Raw genomic sequence first — 17,188 nt, forward strand, 5'->3', positions numbered from 1 at the left:
TCGTGTCGCTGATCCCCGCTCCTGATCACGAGGATTGCCGACAAGTCATCCCTGTTCCAAAGCGACGTTCATGAGCAACTCGGCTATCAACCTCGCCGTCCTTGCTTCACCTTCGCTGCAGTGTCGCGTCCTGCCCTAATCCGCTCCAGCAAAGCGCTTGCGGGTTCGTCGGTGGGGTCCTGAGGCAGGAGTTTGCCCCGGAAGACCTTGGCGAGGACGGACTGGTCGAGGCGGTCAATCAGCTTGCGGGCGCTGTTCGCATCGGAGGCAAGCCGGTCGATCCAATTCAAGGCAGTTTCGATGCGGCGAATAATTTCCTCCTGCTCGGCGGACGAGGGAACTGGGAACATGAAGTTGCGGCACTGGCTAAGCGAGATGTTGACCTGCCCAGCCGAACCCTTTGTCTCGTTGGCGATCTCCGTGACCGACAAACCGCTGCACAGGAAGTGATATAGCCATTTTGTCCCAACGCGAGCTGACGGCCGAAATAGCGTCAGCGCCTGGTTCAGGTTCCACGCGGGATACGTTGTTGGAACGATCGCGACTTTTCCAAGAGGTGGCCCAACTATGTTCATCAGCACGTCGCCCGGCAGCGCAATGGACTTACGCAATTCTCCAGCATGGACAGATGGAGTTACGAATTGCGGCCTATAGTCAAACGATACACTCTGGTCGACTATGTTGTAGACTTTGAGGAACGGTACCCCGGTAGTCTCAAAACCTTCCTTTGGGGTGCCTCCGCTTTGGACTTTCGCACAGACATCTGCCGCTCGCTCAAAGGTCCAATCTGGCCATCCTTGAGCCACGCGGTCCGACGAAGTCAAATCCCCACGGAAGGCCGCCGCCAGCACAGCCTGCTTGTACTTGTCGACGAGACGAGGGATGTGGTCGAGGTGATCGCGGGCACGTCTGGACTTGCCGGCGAGGCTTTCGATCTTCGCCACGATCCGCCGCTGTTCGGGGAGCGGTGGGACTGGGAGTTCAATTTCCTCGATCATCGCCTTGGTGAGAGCCTGGCGGGTAACACCGTAGTTCTCGGCGACGATGAATTGCTGAATGGGCGGCGAAGCAAGGAACTTCGCAACGAACACAGGTTCGATGCCTTCGGTGGTCCTGATGATTGCAACGTGCTGATTGACGCGAGCACCGTCCATGCGTTCTGGCGCGACTGTGACACGGCCAATGGATGCCCCAGTGATGTTAAGAAGAACGTCGTCGCTGCGGACCGTCGCGCCATCCAGCTTTCGAGCCTGCATGTCGTCAAGGTAAGCGAGGCCGACATCCGCAAACCCGCTGAAATGGACGTTCTGCGACCGGATGAAGGGCGTCCCCGAGGACGAGTACGCAGCGTGGCCACCCTTCGGCGTGGCACCACTTCCGATCTTGTCGGTTACTTCGGAGAGCGGAACCTCTTGCCATCCATCCGGCAACTCGCTCATTCAGCTGCCTCGGCGATGGCAGCAGGCTCCTCGAGGCCGTTCGGCTCGATCTCCTCTGACAGAGCCTCGATCTCTTCGAGCGCGGCCTTGAGATGGCCGATGATGGCGGCGGCGATATCTTCCGGCTCGGTCAGCGCCTCCTCTGCTTCAGCCTCCGTGTCGCGCAGCCATGCCATGTCGAGATTGTCTTTGCGGTGCGTGACGGCCTCGCGGCTGAAGCTGCGCCAGCGGCCTTCCTCTCCCTGATCCTTCCGTTCGGCCCTGCCGTTCGGATCGGAGCCGTAGGCGATCTCGAAGTCGGCAAAGTCGGCGACGGTGAGCGGGCGCGTCTTGCCGAAGGCGGGCATGTTAGCCCGCATGTCGTAGACCCACACGACCTTCGTGTTCGCCTTGTCGGTCTTCCCGCGCTGGAGGAACAACACATTGGTTTTGACGCCCTGCGCATAGAAGATACCGGTAGGCAGGCGCAGGATCGTGTGCAGGTTGCACAGGTCCATCAGCCATGTCCGCAGGCGCCGGCCAGTATTGTCCTCGAACAGCACGTTGTCCGGGACCACCACTGCAGCGCGACCGCCGGGCTTCAGGGCCCGGACGATGTGTTCGACGAAGGCAAGCTGCTTGTTCGATGTGTCAGCCGTCACCGAGAAGTCGGAGCGTGTCGGGCGACCGCCGCCCTTCTTAGTGCCAAACGGCGGGTTGGTCAGGATCAGGTTTGCCCTTGGCAGCGCCTCGCCATCCGGGGAGAGGGTGTCGATGTTGTCCACGCCGCCTTCGATACCGTGCAGCAGCAGGTTCATCATGCAGAGCCGATGCGTATCGGGCACGAGTTCCGCGCCCACGAATGCGTTATGCCGTTGGAAGAAGGCCTGTGCCTCGGGCAGCTTGTAAAGGTCGTCGGTGTGATCCTTGATATATCGGTCGGCAGCGACGAGGAACCCAGCGGTGCCGGCGGCCGGGTCCTGCACGGTCTCGCCCGGCTGTGGCTGCATGAGGCGTACGATGGCGTCGATCAGTGGGCGCGGCGTGAAGTACTGCCCAGCACCGGACTTCTTGTCGGAAGCATTCTTCTCCAGAAGCCCCTCGTAAAGGTTGCCCAGCCCTTCCTCGCGGGCCGAGAACCAATCCAACTGGTCGATGTTGGAGGTCAGCGCCTTAAGATTTGTAGGCTTGCGGAGACATGTTTGCGCGTCGATGAAAATGGCGCGAACCAACCCATCCTTGGCCTTCCCAAGGTCGAGGAGCATGGACTTGTAGTAGTCGAGTTGCTCCATGCCCTCACGCTTGGCGAGCAAGCCCCAGCGATAGTTGTCCGGCAGACGGTTCTCACGTCCAGTCTCCTCCAGCATCTTTAGGAAGAGCAGGAAGGTCAGTTCGGTTACATACACGTTGTAGGTGACGCCGTCGTCACGCAGGACGTTGCAGAGGCCCCAGAGCTTGGCGACGATGTCGGTGGTGCTGGTCATCAGGCGGTCTTCTTCCACATCTCTTCGTTGATCTCGGCGAGCAGAGTTTCGAGCCCGCCGCTGAACACCTTGTTGAGCCGGTTGAACCCTCCATCGGCGATAAAGGGTTCCTTGTCGATGGCCTCGCGGTCGACGACGACCTCTTTTTCGATCTGTTCGCCGATGCGCTCCAGCCACCGCTTCTGCGGCTCCGTCCACTGGTGGTTCGCCATGATGGTCCGCATAGCGGCTCGGACCCGGTCAGCGTAGGGTTTCAGCGGATCACCGATGGCGGCCTGGCGCACGAAACCGATGATCGAGGCGGCAATCTCCTCGTTCGTCGCATCCGCCCAGGCCCGGCGCAGATTTGCTTCTGAATAGCCGTTGCGGTCGAGCGCGAGACGAAGCTCCTTCAGATCAGCGCGGGTAAGATCACGCGGGCGGGTCACGACCAGCTTGAGTGCGGCGATGGTGTTGACGTTGCCACGAACAAAGGCGGAGAACCCGTCGAGGAAGTCCTGCGGCCTCGTCGCCTCACCATAGCCACGGCTGACTGCCACCACCTCATCGGCATGGTGCGAAATTGGGACGAAGCGTGGGTTGTCGCCATCGCCCTGCCAGTCAAGGATGGGGCCAACGGCAGAACGATCCTTCAGCCATGCAGCCAAGGCCGGAGCATCGTCGGCCAACAGGCGCCTTAGCATTGCCTCCGGCGTCTCGCCCGCAACTGCCTCGAACCGCTGCCGGGCTTCCTCGGGAAGCTTCTTCAGGCGACGGCGCAGCTTTACGGCAAGCTGCTCGCGGATCGTGTCGCGATGGGCGTCTTCGGTCGTGTCGATCAGTTCGCGCACGAGTTGCTCGAAGGTGATCGAAGGATTGACCACGACCGGCTTCATGTCCGTGAGGTCTTGGAGATGCGGATAGAGGTCCACAGCATCGAAGATGCGGAACACATCCTTACCGATCTCGGGGCATTGGCGCGTCGCCCGGCCGATCATCTGCTCGTAGAGGATGCGGCTGTTGACCCGGCGCAGGAAGACAAGGTTGGTGATCTTCGGCACGTCGATGCCAGTGGTGAGTAGATCGACCGTCACCACGATCTGCGGGTTGGCGTCGTTGCGGAAAGAGCGGATTAGGTTCTGCACCTTGTCCACGCTGCCGGTGATCTTCTTCACAGCCGCGTCGTCGATCTCGCCATAGGCTTCGGCAAAGGCCTTCTTGATAGCGCTCACCACGATGTCGGCATGGGCGTCAGTCGCGGCGAAGATCAGCGTCTTGCCGGGAAGCGCCGGGTCGATGTGCCTAGCCAACTCCTCGGCGACGACGCGGTTGAACTCCGGTGTGATCACGTGCTTGTTGAACTGGTCCACCTCGAAACGGATGTCGTCGGGCGCGTGGGCAAGGTCGATCTCGCCGGTCTGGGTGTTCAGAAGGTCAAGCTGCTCGTCCTTCGCGAACCTGATGCCAGCCCGTGCCAGGGCCGTCTCGATGCGGACCGGCGGCTCGTGGTCGATCAGGTAACCGTCTACAACGGCTTCGCGGTAGGAGTACCGGAAGATCGGTTCGCCGAAGATGTCGGTGGTGTGCAGCGCGGGCGTGGCAGTCAGGCCGATCTTCACCGCGTCGAAGTACTCCAGCACACGTCGGTATTTCGAGATGTAGTCATCCTGGCCCCGGAAGCTAAGTTCGGCGTCGGACATCTCACGGTCGAGCAAGTAGCCACGATGGCACTCGTCGATGACCATCAGGTCGTACTGGTCGACCGGAGGAGCCTCGGACGTGTCGGCGGCGAACAGCACTCGCTTGACCAGCCCCTGAATGGTGCAGATGTGGACCTTGGTTTCAACTTCGGGCACAACGTCGCCCAATCCCTTCAGGCCGAAGATTTCGGCGAAGGTCTTGCCGGAGACGACCTTGGTGGTGGAGAACTCACCCTCGGTCTGATGCCCGAGCGCGCTGCGGTCTACGACAAAGCAGATGCGACGGAACCGCTTGGCCGACAGCAGCCGGTAAAGCAGGGCAATGGCGAGCTTGGTCTTGCCGGTTCCGGTCGCCATCGCCACTAGGATTGAGCGTTGCTCGGCTGCCAAGGCAGTCTCAACGGCCCGGATGGCCCCTTCCTGATAGGGCCGGAGCGGGAAGCCGAACTCGAATGGCTCGGTCTTCAAGGCGGCGGTGGCGGCATCCTGATCGACCTCCAGAAGCCCAGACAAGCCCTCCGGCGTCAGCCAGTCCACGAGCGCGCGGCGGTGATTGGTGCTGCGTCGCGTGTCCCGGAACCAGATGCCGCTGGCGGTTTCGATCTGCTTCAGATACGAGCGCCCGTTCGCGGCAAAGACGAAGGGCACGTGATGCCCGACCCACGGTCCGCCCGCCATGACGAAGTCGTCGCTGTCGCTGATCCCGGACGAGTAGCGTTCAGCCTGGTCGATGGCTGCGGACACATTCTTGCGTTGGCGCTTGGCCTCCACCACGCCGATCAGTGTCATGCCGACGAACAGAGCGTAGTCTGCCGGGCCACTGGCGGTTGGCCATTCGGCAATGGCCATGTTGCGGCCCTTGGCCGGGCGGACGCCGGCACTATGCCGCAAGGCCTTTGTGTCGGCTTCCCAGCCACGATCACGGAGCTGTTGGTCAATGAGGGCGCGGGTCTGGCTCTCGTCAAGTTCGATCTTAGCTGCGGCTTCCTCGCCCCCCACGATCAACTTCATGATTGTGTCGCGGGGCTCGGCCTCAGCCTCCTTCTGGAGACTGGCAAGCTTGGCCGCGATCTCGATCTTCTCGGCTTCGCCATCCGGGTCGAATGCCTGCCAAGATGCAGGTGCCTCGCTGAGCCCGTGATGTTGCGGCGTCACGGCCCCGGCCTGGAGACTGGCAAGCATCGCGGCAAGCGCCGATTTCTCGGCCTCGGTCTCCTGGGCAAGCTGCTCCCATGTCGCCCGGTCCTCGGTCTCGCGCTTCAGCCGCTGGACCTGTTCTTCCGCCTCACGACGAGCTGCCAGCACGGCGACCTCGCTCTCGGCGATCTTGCGGCTTAGCGCCTCGATCTCTTCCTGCAGCGGCGCTATCGCATCGACAGGCTCGGGTGGCGGAACGAACGCACCGGGACTGAAGGTAGGCTGCCTTCCATAGGTGCGGTGGAACCAGACGCCGAGGGATCGGGCATTCTTCAACGCGGTCAGCGCATGGCCGTGGTCACCCGCAGCTTCATGCACGGCGGTGTTTCCCGCCTTGCGCAGCGTGTGGAATAGATCGGCGACCTCCTTCGGAATGATCCGGTCGTAGGACAGGCGCTGAAGCGTTTGCTCGAACGTTTCGCGCTCGTCGCGATAGGCGGCACTACGGGCGGCAATCAGCTTGGCCATCAGCTCGGCGAACTGGCGCAGCTTGACGATGGCAGTGGAGGGATCGTCGCGGAAGTAACGCTCGGCAAGCCCGCCCAACGCCACAAGACGCTGATCGTGAGCCGCCAGAAAGATGAAGTTGGACGTGCCGCTCATTGCTCCCCCGGGGCAATGTTGCACAGTTTGCTTACCGGATCATCAAAGTATTCACCGGCATTCCTTGGCCCGAGGCGGGTCGCGTCGTGGACTGCGAAGCCCTTGACCTGAGATACGACGACCGCTACCCATTGAGGTACGACGCAGCTTTGCAACCTCAGGGGACGGCTTCCTTTAAGCTGTTGAATTTGCGATTGAATACCGTGCGGCAATGCCCGGTTCGATTTGGTCGACTAAGCCCGGCTAGGGGCACCATTCCATGCTTCACCATCGCTTGCTCGCGGATCGTCCAGGCGAGCTCGGTGAGGCCATGGCTGTCTGATGACAATGGGGATGTCCGTCAGGTGACAGCAGGCGGGCCGGCTCTCGTGCTCGCCACTCATCAAGGACGCGGATTTCATGGCGCTCCATGCAGCCGGACAATCCAGAACGCAGGCTGATCGAATGTGGCCGGGCGCTGCGGCCTATCCTTACCGCCGCCGCAGCAAACTCTTCATCCGGTTGCGCAGCAGGCGCGCCATGTTGCGGGTTTCGCGATAGAGATGCAGCTGAGAGGCGGCCTGGCGGGCGAGGCGGTCGGCATCCCGGGTCAGCCCGATCACCAGCGTGCCGACCGGCTTGCGCTCGCTCCATAGCCGGCTCATCACCGGGTGGTCGGGCACGGCGCAGGAATCGGTCATCATAATGTTGGGGTCGTCGAGATGCTGCCTGGTGACCTCGATCATCAGCAGCGTGCCGGGCGAATAGGCGGCCAGCGTCTCGTCATAGGCCGTCTTCCAGGTGTAAGCGACGCCGGCTTCGACAAAGACGATCAGGCAAGCGATGGTGCGCCCGCCCAGTGTCAGCGAATGGATGCGGCACATGTCCTGGTCGGCCAGCCGATGCACGGCCTCGCGGGCAAAGGCGGCGCGGAAGCGGTCGATGGCCATGGCGGTGCGCTCGCGGCCTTTCCAGCCGGATGCTTCCAGCGTCAGGAAGCTCTCGATGGCGTAGCGGATTTCCTCGGGGCCGCGTGCCACGACATGCTCGAGCACGCCGAGATCGCCAAGGCGCCGCTTCAGGCGGCGGAACTCGCGATAATGGTGGGCGCGCAGCGAAGCTTTCAGATAATCGTCGCCGTCGAGTTCGCTCTCCAGCACAGGCCGCGAGGTCTGGCCCGTGGTGACCAGCGTCAAGCCGCGCGTCTCGGCCACGGTGCCGACCAGGCTCGCCACCGGGCCGTCGAGCCTGATGTCGGGCAGGACCAGGACTTTCGGCAGCTTGAGATGCGGGCGCGACAGCATCGAGAAGAAATCCTCGACCACGCCGACCGGGTCGTCGCGGTCGATCAGCGGCGTGCCGAGCGGGCCGAACGGGCTCGACCAGGTGCGCATGACAGGTACGCCGAGCGGCACCACCGGCCGTTCCACCGAGATCGGCACCAGCAGCCGCAGTCGGTTGCGGTATTCATCGCCGTCGCGGATCACGGCAAGGCGCACTTCGCGGTCTTCCAGCCGGGGCATGGCCGGCGCCAGGAAACGCGGGTTGAAGAAGACGTTCGGCTCGATCGTGCGGGCGCAGAGATAGTCCAGTTCCTCGACAAGGTCGAAGCCGGCCGACGCCGGGTAGATGGCGAGTTTGCGCTCGGGCCGGTTGTTGGCGAGGATCTCGATATGGGCGGGATCGGCGTCGCGCGCCAGCCCGGCAAGGCCGGACACCATGGCGCCGGCGGGACCGCCGCTGGTTTCCTCGAGCAGAGGGATGGCGGCCATCAGACGGCTCCTTTGGCTGGCACGAAGATCGCCATGACGATGCCGAGCTTGCGCCAGACCGTGAAGGACAGCGCGCCGGCCTCGAAGATCATGGCAAAGGCGGTGGCCATGGCCGCGCCCCACAGGCCGAAATGCGGGATCAGCACCACGTTGAGTCCGATATTGAAGGCCAATGTCATGGCATAGACGGCGGCGCAGACATTCTGGTTGCCGCTCATGGTGAGCAGGCTTTCGCAGGGGCCGACGGCGGCGCGCGCCACGACCCCGAAGACGAGCAGGAACAGAAGCGGATAGCCCGACGTGAATTCGGGGCCGAACAGCACCAGCATCGGTTCGCCCAGCGCCAGCACCAGGAAGGCCATCAGCAGCGAGGGCCAGAAGGTCCACGATACCGTCTCGCGGGCGAAGGCGGCAAGCTTATGAGGCTCGCCATGGGTGAACTGCGCGTAGCGCTGGGCGACGCCGGCCTTGACCGCGAAATAGACGAAATGCACCAGCGCCAGCGTCTTGACCGTGGCGAAATAGACGGCGACGTCATTGGGATCCATGTAGGCGCCGACCATCAGCACATCGGCGTTGGTGAGCAGGAAGAAGAAGCTCTCGACCAGGAAGATCGGCAGTGAGACGACGAACCATTGCGCGAAATGCACTTTCATCGGGCCGGCCGGAATTTGCCTTTCCATGCGCTGGGTGACCCCGATGAGCTGGGTCAGCGTGGTGGCGTAGGTAGCGGCGATCGAGGCGAAGATCGCCGTCCGCGCGTCGGGGGCGTAGCCCGCCCAAAGCATCAGCGCCATGAACAGCAGGATCAGCACCGGCCGGATCAGGTAGGTCGGAGACAGCGCGAACAACGCCCATGAATTGGCGCGCGCCAACCCTTGCAGCAAATCCGACAGCGCGATCATCGGCAGGCAGATGACACCGAGGATGAACGGTATCACGTAGTAGTTTTCGATCCAGGGCGCGGCCAGCCAGACGCCGAGGGCGCCGAGCCCGGCGAAGACCGTCGAGGCGATCAGCACGAACAGGCGGCTCGCAACGACGATGCCGCGCAATTCGTCCATCAGGCCGCGCTCGCGGTATTCGGGGATGAAGCGGATGACCGATGTGTGGAAGCCGAGGCAGGCGAGGTTGCCGACAATGACCATTGTCACCCAGACCAGCACGAAGATGCCGTATTCGAACGAACCCATCCAGCGCGCCATCAGCACCTGGCTGATAAAGGCGATGACGGCACTGACGATGCGGATGGAGAAGGCGATGACCGACATCCGGCCGGCTTCGCCGCGCTCGTCGGCGGTGAACAGCACGGCGTCGAGGCGTCCAAGCAAAGGCTCGATGCGCAGCGCCAAACGCTGCGGCAAGAACCGCCCGGCAGTCGTGGCCGCGGAAAAGCGCACCCCGATTTCTCTCCGTTTTCCGCCTCTTTTCACGCTTTGGTGTAGCGAAGACACCTTAAGAAAGCGTGGGTGGGGGCGCTTCCTTATCCCGTTCACGGGGAGAAGGTGCCGGCAGGGCGCATGAGGGCAGCGCCGGCTTTCGGAGATTTTGCGTGGATGCGGGAAGAGGAAGAAAAGCTATCCGCAAAATCGGCTCGCCGGGAGCGGGCGAGGTTTTGGTCGCAGACAAACGCCAATCGTCACCGTTAGCGCCGCCCCTCATCCGCCCTTCGGGCACCTTCTCCCCATATAGGGACGGGGAGAAGGGAAGACCGAGCCCTTACGCGAACGTGCCGTGGCAGTGCTTGTATTTCTTGCCGGAGCCGCAGGGGCAGGCTTCGTTGCGGCCGACCTTGCCCCAGGTGGCGGGGTTGTTGGGGTCGCGGTCCTCGGGGGCGACGATGGCGTTGCTTTCCTGGCGCACCAGGAGGGCCGTTTCGCCGCCTTCGAAATCATTCTCGCCGGTGGTGCCGTCAATATGCGTGCCGAACATGTCGGGGGCTTCCGGCGGCGGCGCCTCGGCGGCCTGGCGGACCAGTTCGACGCGCATCAGCTGCGCGGTGACGGCCTGGCGCAGATTGCCGAGCATCGCCTGGAACAGTTCGAACGCCTCGCCCTTGTATTCCTGCAGCGGATCGCGCTGGGCGTAGCCGCGGAAGCCGACGACCGAGCGCAGATGGTCGAGATTGACGATGTGCTCGCGCCACAGATGGTCGAGCGTCTGCAGCACCACCGAGCGCTCGACATAGGTCATCACCTCGGGGCCGAAACGGTCGGCGCGTTCCTTGGCGGCGGCTTCGGCGGCTTGAGAGATGCGCTCGCGGATGTCGTCCTCGGCGATGCCTTCTTCCTTCACCCACTCCTCGACCGGCAGGTCGAGATTGAGGAACTCGGCGACCTCGGCCTTCAGGCCGGCGACATCCCATTGTTCGGCATAGGCGTTTTCGGGAATGGCCTTGGCGACGATCTCGTCGATGACGCCTTCGCGCATCTCGCCGATGGTTTCCGACAGGCCTTCGCCGTCCATCAGCTCGATGCGCTGCTCGAACACCACCTTGCGCTGGTCGTTGGAGACGTCGTCATACTTCAACAGGTTCTTGCGGATGTCGAAATTGCGCGCCTCGACCTTCTTCTGCGCCTTTTCCAGCGCCTTGTTGATCCAGGGATGGATGATGGCCTCGTCTTCCTTGAGGCCGAGCTTCTGCAGCATGCCGTCCATGCGCTCGGAGCCGAAGATGCGCATCAGATCGTCCTGCAGCGACAGGAAGAATTTCGAGCGGCCGGGGTCGCCCTGGCGGCCGGAACGACCTCTGAGCTGATTGTCGATGCGGCGTGACTCGTGGCGCTCGGTGGCGAGCACGTAGAGGCCGCCGGCGGCCAGCGCCTTTTCCTTCAGGCGCTCGATGTCGGCATGGATTTCCTTTTCGCGCGCCTCGCGCTCGGGTCCGGCCGGCATGTCGCCCAGCTCGTCCTCGATGCGCATCTCGGCATTGCCGCCGAGCTTGATGTCGGTGCCGCGGCCCGCCATGTTGGTGGCGATGGTGATGGCGCCGGGCTTGCCGGCCTGGGCGACGATGGCCGCCTCGCGCTCGTGGTGGCGGGCGTTCAGCACCTCGAAATCCGTGAAGCCTTCCTTGCGCAGGCGCTCGGCCAGCTGCTCGGACTTCTCGATCGAGGTCGTGCCCACCAGCGTCGGCTGGCCCTTGGCGCTGGCTTCGCGGATCTCCCTGACGATCGCCTTGTACTTCTCCTCGACCGTCCGGTAGACCTCGTCGTCCTCGTCCTTGCGGATGACCGGCAGGTTGGTCGGGATCTCGGTGACCTCAAGGCCGTAGATGTTGCCGAATTCCTCGGCCTCGGTCAGCGCCGTGCCGGTCATGCCGGAGAGCTTCTTGTAGAGGCGGAAGTAGTTCTGGAAGGTGACGGAAGCCAGCGTCTGGTTCTCCGGCTGGATCGCCACGTGCTCCTTGGCTTCGAGCGCCTGGTGCAGGCCTTCCGAATAGCGGCGGCCAGGCATCATGCGGCCGGTGAACTCGTCGATGATGACGATCTCGCCGTTGCGCACGATGTAGTCCTTGTCGCGCTGGAACAGCCGGTGCGCCTTCAGCGCGTTGTTGACGTGATGGACGATGGCGACGTTCTCGATGTCGTAGAGCGACTCGCCCTTGAGCAGGCCGGCCGCGCGCAGCATGTTCTCGAGCTTCTCGGTGCCTTCCTCGGTGAAGATCGAGGTCTTCTGCTTCTCGTCGATCTCATAATCCTGCGGCTGCAGCTGGATGATGAAGGTGTCGATGGTGTTGTACATTTCCGAACGGTCCTCGAGCGGACCGGAAATGATCAGCGGCGTGCGCGCCTCGTCTACCAGGATGGAATCGACCTCGTCGACGATCGCGTAGTTGTGGCCGCGCTGCACCATCTGGGCGCGCTCATACTTCATGTTGTCGCGCAGATAGTCGAAGCCGAGTTCGTTGTTGGTGGCGTAGGTGACGTCGGAAGCATAGGCGACGCGGCGCTCCTCGTCCGACAGGCCATGGACAATGACGCCGACCGACAGGCCGAGGAATTTATAGACGCGGCCCATCCATTCGGAGTCGCGGGTGGCGAGGTAATCGTTGACGGTGACGACATGGACGCCGTTGCCAGCAAGCGCGTTGAGATAGACCGGCAGCGTCGCGACCAGGGTCTTGCCCTCGCCGGTGCGCATCTCGGCGATGCCGCCATTGTGCAGCACCATGCCGCCGATCAGCTGGACATCGAACGGGCGCATGCCGAGCACGCGGCGCGCGGCCTCGCGGGCGGTCGCGAAGGCCGGGATCAGCAGATCGTCAAGGCTGGCGCCGTTGGCGATGTCCTGGCGGAATTTTTCCGTGCGCCCGGCAAGCTCGGCGTCGGAGAGCGCCCGCATCTCGTTTTCCATGGCGTTGATCGCCTCGACACGGGGGCGGGTCGATTTGACCCGACGGTCGTTGGAGGAACCGAAAACCTTACGGGCGAGACCGCCGAGACTGACCATCCAATGGTCCTTTCGATAGAATTCTCAATCTTGAGACGAGTGCCGGCCGGCCCCATCACATCCACGTGAACGCACCGCCTGAATGCGGGCAAACACAAAAAGCGCCCGGAAAACGGTTCTGGACGCCAAGTCGATGGACAGATAAGAGGGGGCTCAACTGATGTCAACGCCGCGCTGGCCCTGCCGGTCGCGCCAAATTCCGCCACAATCTGGCTGATCTGGAAGCCAACCTCCTTACAATCCCTCACCGGAGTCATCCTTATGTCCTTGTTGTTCAGCCGTGCGTCGCTTGCCAGCCTTGGCCTGGCCCTCGGCCTGTCGGCTCTTTGCCTGTCGCCTGTCATGGCGCAGGAGACCGCTCCCGCCGCGGCCGCCCCGGCGGATGCGGCCGCACCGGCCGCCGCACCGGTCGACCCCAATACAGTGATCGCCACCGTCAACGGCCAGCCCTTGACCGAGGCCGATCTGGTGCTTGCCGAAGGCGAGCTTTCGCAGCAGTTCGCGCAATTGCCGCCCGAGCAGCGCCGCGCGGCCGCGCTTTCGGCGGCGATCGAGATCCGCGTCATGGCTGGCAAGGCCGTCACCGACGGTCTCGACAAGGATCCCGACTTCCAGCGCCGCATGGCCTTCCTCCAGCAGCGCGCGCTGCATGGCGAGATGGTCGAGAAGGGTGTCGTCGACAAGGTCACCGACGCGGAGGTTCGCGCCCGCTACGACCAGGAAATCGCCAACACGCCGCCGGTCAGCGAGGTGCATGCCCGTCACATCCTCGTGAAGACGAAGGAAGAGGCCGAGGCTATCATCAAGCAGCTCGATGGTGGCGCCGACTTCCAGAAGCTCGCCAACGAGCACACCAGCGATCCGTCGGGCAAGTCCAATGGCGGCGATCTCGGCTGGTTCGGACCTGGCCAGATGGTGCCGGAGTTCGACAAGGCCGCTTTCGCGCTCGAAGTCGGCAAATACACCGAGCAGCCGGTGCAGTCGCAGTTCGGCTGGCACGTCATCAAGCTCGAGGACAAGCGCGCCAAGCAGCCGCCGGCCTTCGACGACGTCAAGGACCAGGCCAAGCAGGCGGTCATCCGCGACAAATATTTCGCGCTGGTCAAGTCGCTGCGCGCCGACGCCAAGGTCGAGATCCCCGATGCCAAGCTGAAGCAGGCAGTGGATACGCTCGAAAGCGCCAAGTAAGCCGGCGGGAATTTTATAAAAAGGGCGCGGCAGCCAAGGTTGCCGCGCCCTTTTTGTTGGCCTTTGCCGACAGGTCTCTACGCGCCGGGCGCAGCTATGCCTTGCAGGATGTATCGGACCATCTTGCGGATCGCCGCCTCAGGCTCGTCGAGCCGGTTAGTCAGGAGATGCCGCCAGGCGTAGGACGCCAGGAGGTCGGCGACGATGACCGGATCGATATCCCCAGCGATGTCGCCCCTTGCCTTGGCGCGCTCGACAATCTGCCCGGTATGGGCGCGGCGTCCGCTGGCATATCCGGCAAGGGCCGCGGCCGCGGTTTCATCCGACTGCGCCTCGGCGATCAGCGACTTGAAGACGCTGCCCGACGATGTCTCGCGCCAGTGCGAGAACAGGTTCATCAGGAAGCCGACGAGATCCTCTTCCAGTTGTCCCGTGTCGGGAACGTCGACGCGCTTCTGGCGCTGGTAGACCTCCAGCAGCAAGGCCGCCTTGCTCGGCCACCAGCGATAAATGGTCGGTTTGCCGGCGCGTGCCCGCCGCGCCACCGCCTCGATCGAGAAGCCGGCATAGCCGGCCTCGACGAGCACGGCCTCGGCGGCCTCCAGAATGGCCTCCGCACTATCGGGATTGCGCCGCGCACCGATCGATCTGCGCGCCGTATCCGTCGTCTCGGCCATTCCTGCCGCCCTCGTTTCAATTCGCCGGCAATGATAAATCATCCGGCGATGAAACGAAACGATCCGTTTTGCGCAAGAGCGACGCCATGGTCGGCAAGATCACATCGCTTGCGATGTTTCCGATACGATGCGCCATCCCTTGTCGGTCTTGATCAGATCCAGCGTCACACGCGCCTTGCCGGCCACACGCGGCGCCGACTTGTCCTTCGGCACATAGTCGTAGCTCATGGCAAAGACGGCTTGCGCGCTGCCCTCGCCGTGCGGTGTCACTTCCAGGCTGCCGGGCTCGAGGCCAAGCGACCAGGAGGCCCATTGCGCGAACCAGTCGCTCTTCACCTTGACCAATGTCTCGATGTCATAGGGCGTGCCGAAGATGGTGGCGGATGCACCGTAAAGCCGACTGACGGCGGCGCGCATGTCCTTGGCGTCGGGCTCCAGGTAGTCGTCGCGCAGAAACTTCTCGATCGAAGCCTTGTCGTCGCCGACCGAACGCTCCAGCGCCGCCACCTGCGTGGAAAGCGCCGGCGCGACCGCCGGCTCCGGCGCCTTCGCCGGTCCCGTGCCCGGTACGAATTCGAAGCGTTCGAGCAGCGAGCCCTGCTCCCAGGGGCGCTGGCCTTCGCGGGTTTGCGAAACGACGTCGCGGCGCACCGCGATCATCATGTCGTTGATGCTCTGGCCGGGTTCGGCAATGTGGCGCAACAGGGCGGCGGCAAAGGGCGAGTTGCGCCCGGTTCCGTCCATGGCGACAGCACCTGGAGCGGTCGAGAAGGCGATGAAGGAGCCGCGCGTTGAATCGAACTGCGCCAGGCCGGCGAGCGCCGTTGCCGAACGGGTCGTGGCGGTGCGGCTCAAGCCGCGGGCAAACGGATTGTTGCGGCAGGCATCGAGGAAGACCAGGCTGACCTTGGTCTGCTGTTCCATGATGTCGAGGACTTCGTCGATAGGCACGGCCTCGAGCTGCAGTTTCACCGGCATGTCCAGCCTGGCGTCGACCGGCACGATGTAGTTGCGCCCGTCGACCTGCAGGCCGTGGCCGGCATAGTAGAAAAGCCCGACGCCGGCGCCTTCGAGCGCATCGGAGAACTCGCCGATGCTGCGTTCAAGCTCGCGCTTGCCGAGGTCGTTGCCTTCGATGACCTCGAAGCCGATGGAACGCAGCTTGTCGGCGATGTCGAGCGCGTCGTTGACCGGATTGGCGAGCGTGCCGGCTTCGGCATAGGTCCCGTTGCCGATGACGAGCGCCACGCGCCGCGCCGGCTCCGCGTCGGCGCGCAGCAGCAAAAGTCCCAGAAATGCCCAAGCGAGGATCGCAAGCCTGCCCATGGGTCAAGATCATAGCGCCACGGACCCCGGCGACGCCAACAGATTTGAAATGCAGGCTTAATGCCGAACGGGTTTGCCCCTGGCGGGAGCGACGAAAACGCGCTTGCACCGACGCGCCGTATCGGGCAAACCGGCCTTCCCCTTGCGATTTTCCCGCCCGAGGTCCCCATGTCCACGACGATTTCGCCGCTCGCGCCGAAGAAATACCCCAAAATGCCGGAAATCGAAGGGGTGCGCATCGCCACCGCCGAAGCGGGGATAAAGTACAAGAACCGCACCGACCTGCTGGCCATGGTGTTCGATGCCGGCACCGCGGTCGCCGGTGTGTTCACCAAGTCGAAATGCCCGTCGGCGCCAGTCGATTTCTGCCGGCAGAACCTTGGCGCCGGCAAGGCACGGGTGCTGATCGTCAATTCCGGCAACGCCAACGCTTTCACCGGCAAGAAGGGTCGCGAGTCGACCGCGATGACGGGTGAAGCGGCGGCGAAGGCCGCGGACTGTACTGCGGCAGAGGTTTTCCTGGCCTCGACCGGCGTCATCGGCGAGCCGCTCGACACAACCAAGTTCAGCCATCTGCTTTCCGGCCTGGTCAACGGCGGCAAGCCCGACCTATGGACCGAGGCGGCCAAGGCCATCATGACCACCGACACCTATCCGAAGGTGGCGACGCAGACCGTCAAGCTCGGTGACGCCGATGTCACCATCAACGGCATTTCCAAGGGCGCCGGCATGATCGCGCCGGACATGGCGACGATGCTCTCCTTCATCGCCACCGACGCGCCGATCGCGGCACCGGTCCTGCAGGATCTTTTGTCGCGTGGCACGGTCAAGACCTTCAACGCGGTGACCGTGGATAGCGATACCTCGACCAGCGATACGCTGTTGTTGTTCGCCACCGGCAAGGCGGCAAAGCGCGGCGCGCCCGAGATCACCGATCCCAGGGATGCCCGCCTCGGCGCGTTCCGCCGGGCGCTCGGCAAGGTGCTGAAGTCGCTGGCGTTGCAGGTGGTGCGCGACGGAGAGGGCGCGCGCAAGCAGGTCGAAGTCACCGTCACCGGCGCCAAGTCGGCCCGCTCGGCCAAGCGCATCGCGCTGTCGATCGCCAATTCGCCGCTGGTAAAGACGGCGGTCGCCGGCGAGGACGCCAATTGGGGCCGCGTCGTCATGGCCGTCGGTAAGGCCGGCGAGCCAGCCGATCGCGACCGGCTGTCGATCTGGTTCGGCGACAACAGGCTGGCGCATGAGGGTGAGCGGGACCCTGGCTATTCGGAAGAAAAAACCTCGGCCTACATGAAGCGCGACGACATCCGCATCCGCGCCGATATCGGCATCGGCCGCGGCAAGGCGACGGTGTGGACTTGCGACCTCACCAAGGAATATGTCGCCATCAATGGCGATTACCGGAGCTGATCG

General features: G+C 63.5%; 10 protein-coding genes. 2 read left to right on the plus strand and 8 right to left on the minus strand.

Going from position 1 to position 17,188, the window contains the following annotated elements; translation table 11 throughout:
- Positions 1-86: 86 nt before the first annotated feature.
- The 6 genes from FJ948_RS27645 to secA all read right to left on the minus strand — a co-directional run bounded on the left by FJ948_RS27645 (position 87) and on the right by secA (position 12,584).
- Positions 87-1,439 (minus strand): restriction endonuclease subunit S, encoded by a 1,353-nt coding sequence (locus FJ948_RS27645; RefSeq protein ID WP_140710079.1) that lies wholly within the window; start codon positions 1,437-1,439, stop codon positions 87-89.
- Positions 1,436-2,902 (minus strand): N-6 DNA methylase, encoded by a 1,467-nt coding sequence (locus FJ948_RS27650; RefSeq protein ID WP_140710081.1) that lies wholly within the window; start codon positions 2,900-2,902, stop codon positions 1,436-1,438. Before FJ948_RS27650 ends, FJ948_RS27645 begins: the two co-directional genes overlap by 4 nt.
- Positions 2,902-6,381 carry a type I restriction-modification system endonuclease gene (gene hsdR, locus FJ948_RS27655; protein ID WP_140710083.1) on the minus strand — a complete coding sequence of 1,160 codons (3,480 nt, stop codon included), beginning with the start codon at positions 6,379-6,381 and terminating at the stop codon, positions 2,902-2,904. The genes FJ948_RS27650 and hsdR overlap by 1 nt, the downstream gene beginning before the upstream one ends.
- 470 nt (positions 6,382-6,851) lie before the next feature.
- On the minus strand, positions 6,852-8,132 hold the full coding sequence (locus tag FJ948_RS27660; RefSeq protein ID WP_140710085.1) for a GNAT family N-acetyltransferase: 1,281 nt from the start codon (positions 8,130-8,132) through the stop codon (positions 6,852-6,854).
- Complete coding sequence (locus tag FJ948_RS27665; protein WP_140710087.1) at positions 8,132-9,532, minus strand: lipopolysaccharide biosynthesis protein; 1,401 nt, start codon at positions 9,530-9,532, stop codon at positions 8,132-8,134. The genes FJ948_RS27660 and FJ948_RS27665 overlap by 1 nt, the downstream gene beginning before the upstream one ends.
- A gap of 319 nt (positions 9,533-9,851) precedes the next feature.
- A complete protein-coding gene (secA, locus tag FJ948_RS27670; protein ID WP_140710089.1) occupies positions 9,852-12,584 on the minus strand; it encodes a preprotein translocase subunit SecA in 2,733 nt (910 codons plus the stop codon).
- Between the two features lie 261 nt (positions 12,585-12,845).
- Between secA and FJ948_RS27675 the strand changes: the two genes are divergently transcribed.
- The gene (locus FJ948_RS27675; protein WP_140710091.1) at positions 12,846-13,772 is read left to right on the plus strand and encodes a peptidylprolyl isomerase; all 927 of its coding nucleotides are present in this window, start codon (positions 12,846-12,848) and stop codon (positions 13,770-13,772) included.
- Between the two features lie 77 nt (positions 13,773-13,849).
- Here the strand turns inward: FJ948_RS27675 and FJ948_RS27680 are convergent, their stop codons facing one another.
- Together FJ948_RS27680 and FJ948_RS27685 are read right to left on the minus strand one after the other, a co-directional pair.
- Positions 13,850-14,449, minus strand: coding sequence for a TetR/AcrR family transcriptional regulator (locus FJ948_RS27680; protein WP_140710093.1), 600 nt, complete (start codon positions 14,447-14,449; stop codon positions 13,850-13,852).
- 99 nt (positions 14,450-14,548) lie between these two features.
- Entirely contained in the window at positions 14,549-15,775 is a 1,227-nt protein-coding gene (locus FJ948_RS27685) for a caspase domain-containing protein (RefSeq protein WP_140710095.1), read from the minus strand.
- Positions 15,776-15,943: 168 nt separating this feature from the next.
- Here FJ948_RS27685 and argJ point away from each other — a divergent pair, with 168 nt between their 5' ends.
- Entirely contained in the window at positions 15,944-17,185 is a 1,242-nt protein-coding gene (gene argJ / locus FJ948_RS27690) for a bifunctional glutamate N-acetyltransferase/amino-acid acetyltransferase ArgJ (RefSeq protein WP_140710097.1), read from the plus strand.
- Positions 17,186-17,188: the final 3 nt, after the last annotated feature.

Source organism: Mesorhizobium sp. B2-3-12 (genome assembly GCF_006442205.1).
Lineage (GTDB): Bacteria > Pseudomonadota > Alphaproteobacteria > Rhizobiales > Rhizobiaceae > Mesorhizobium.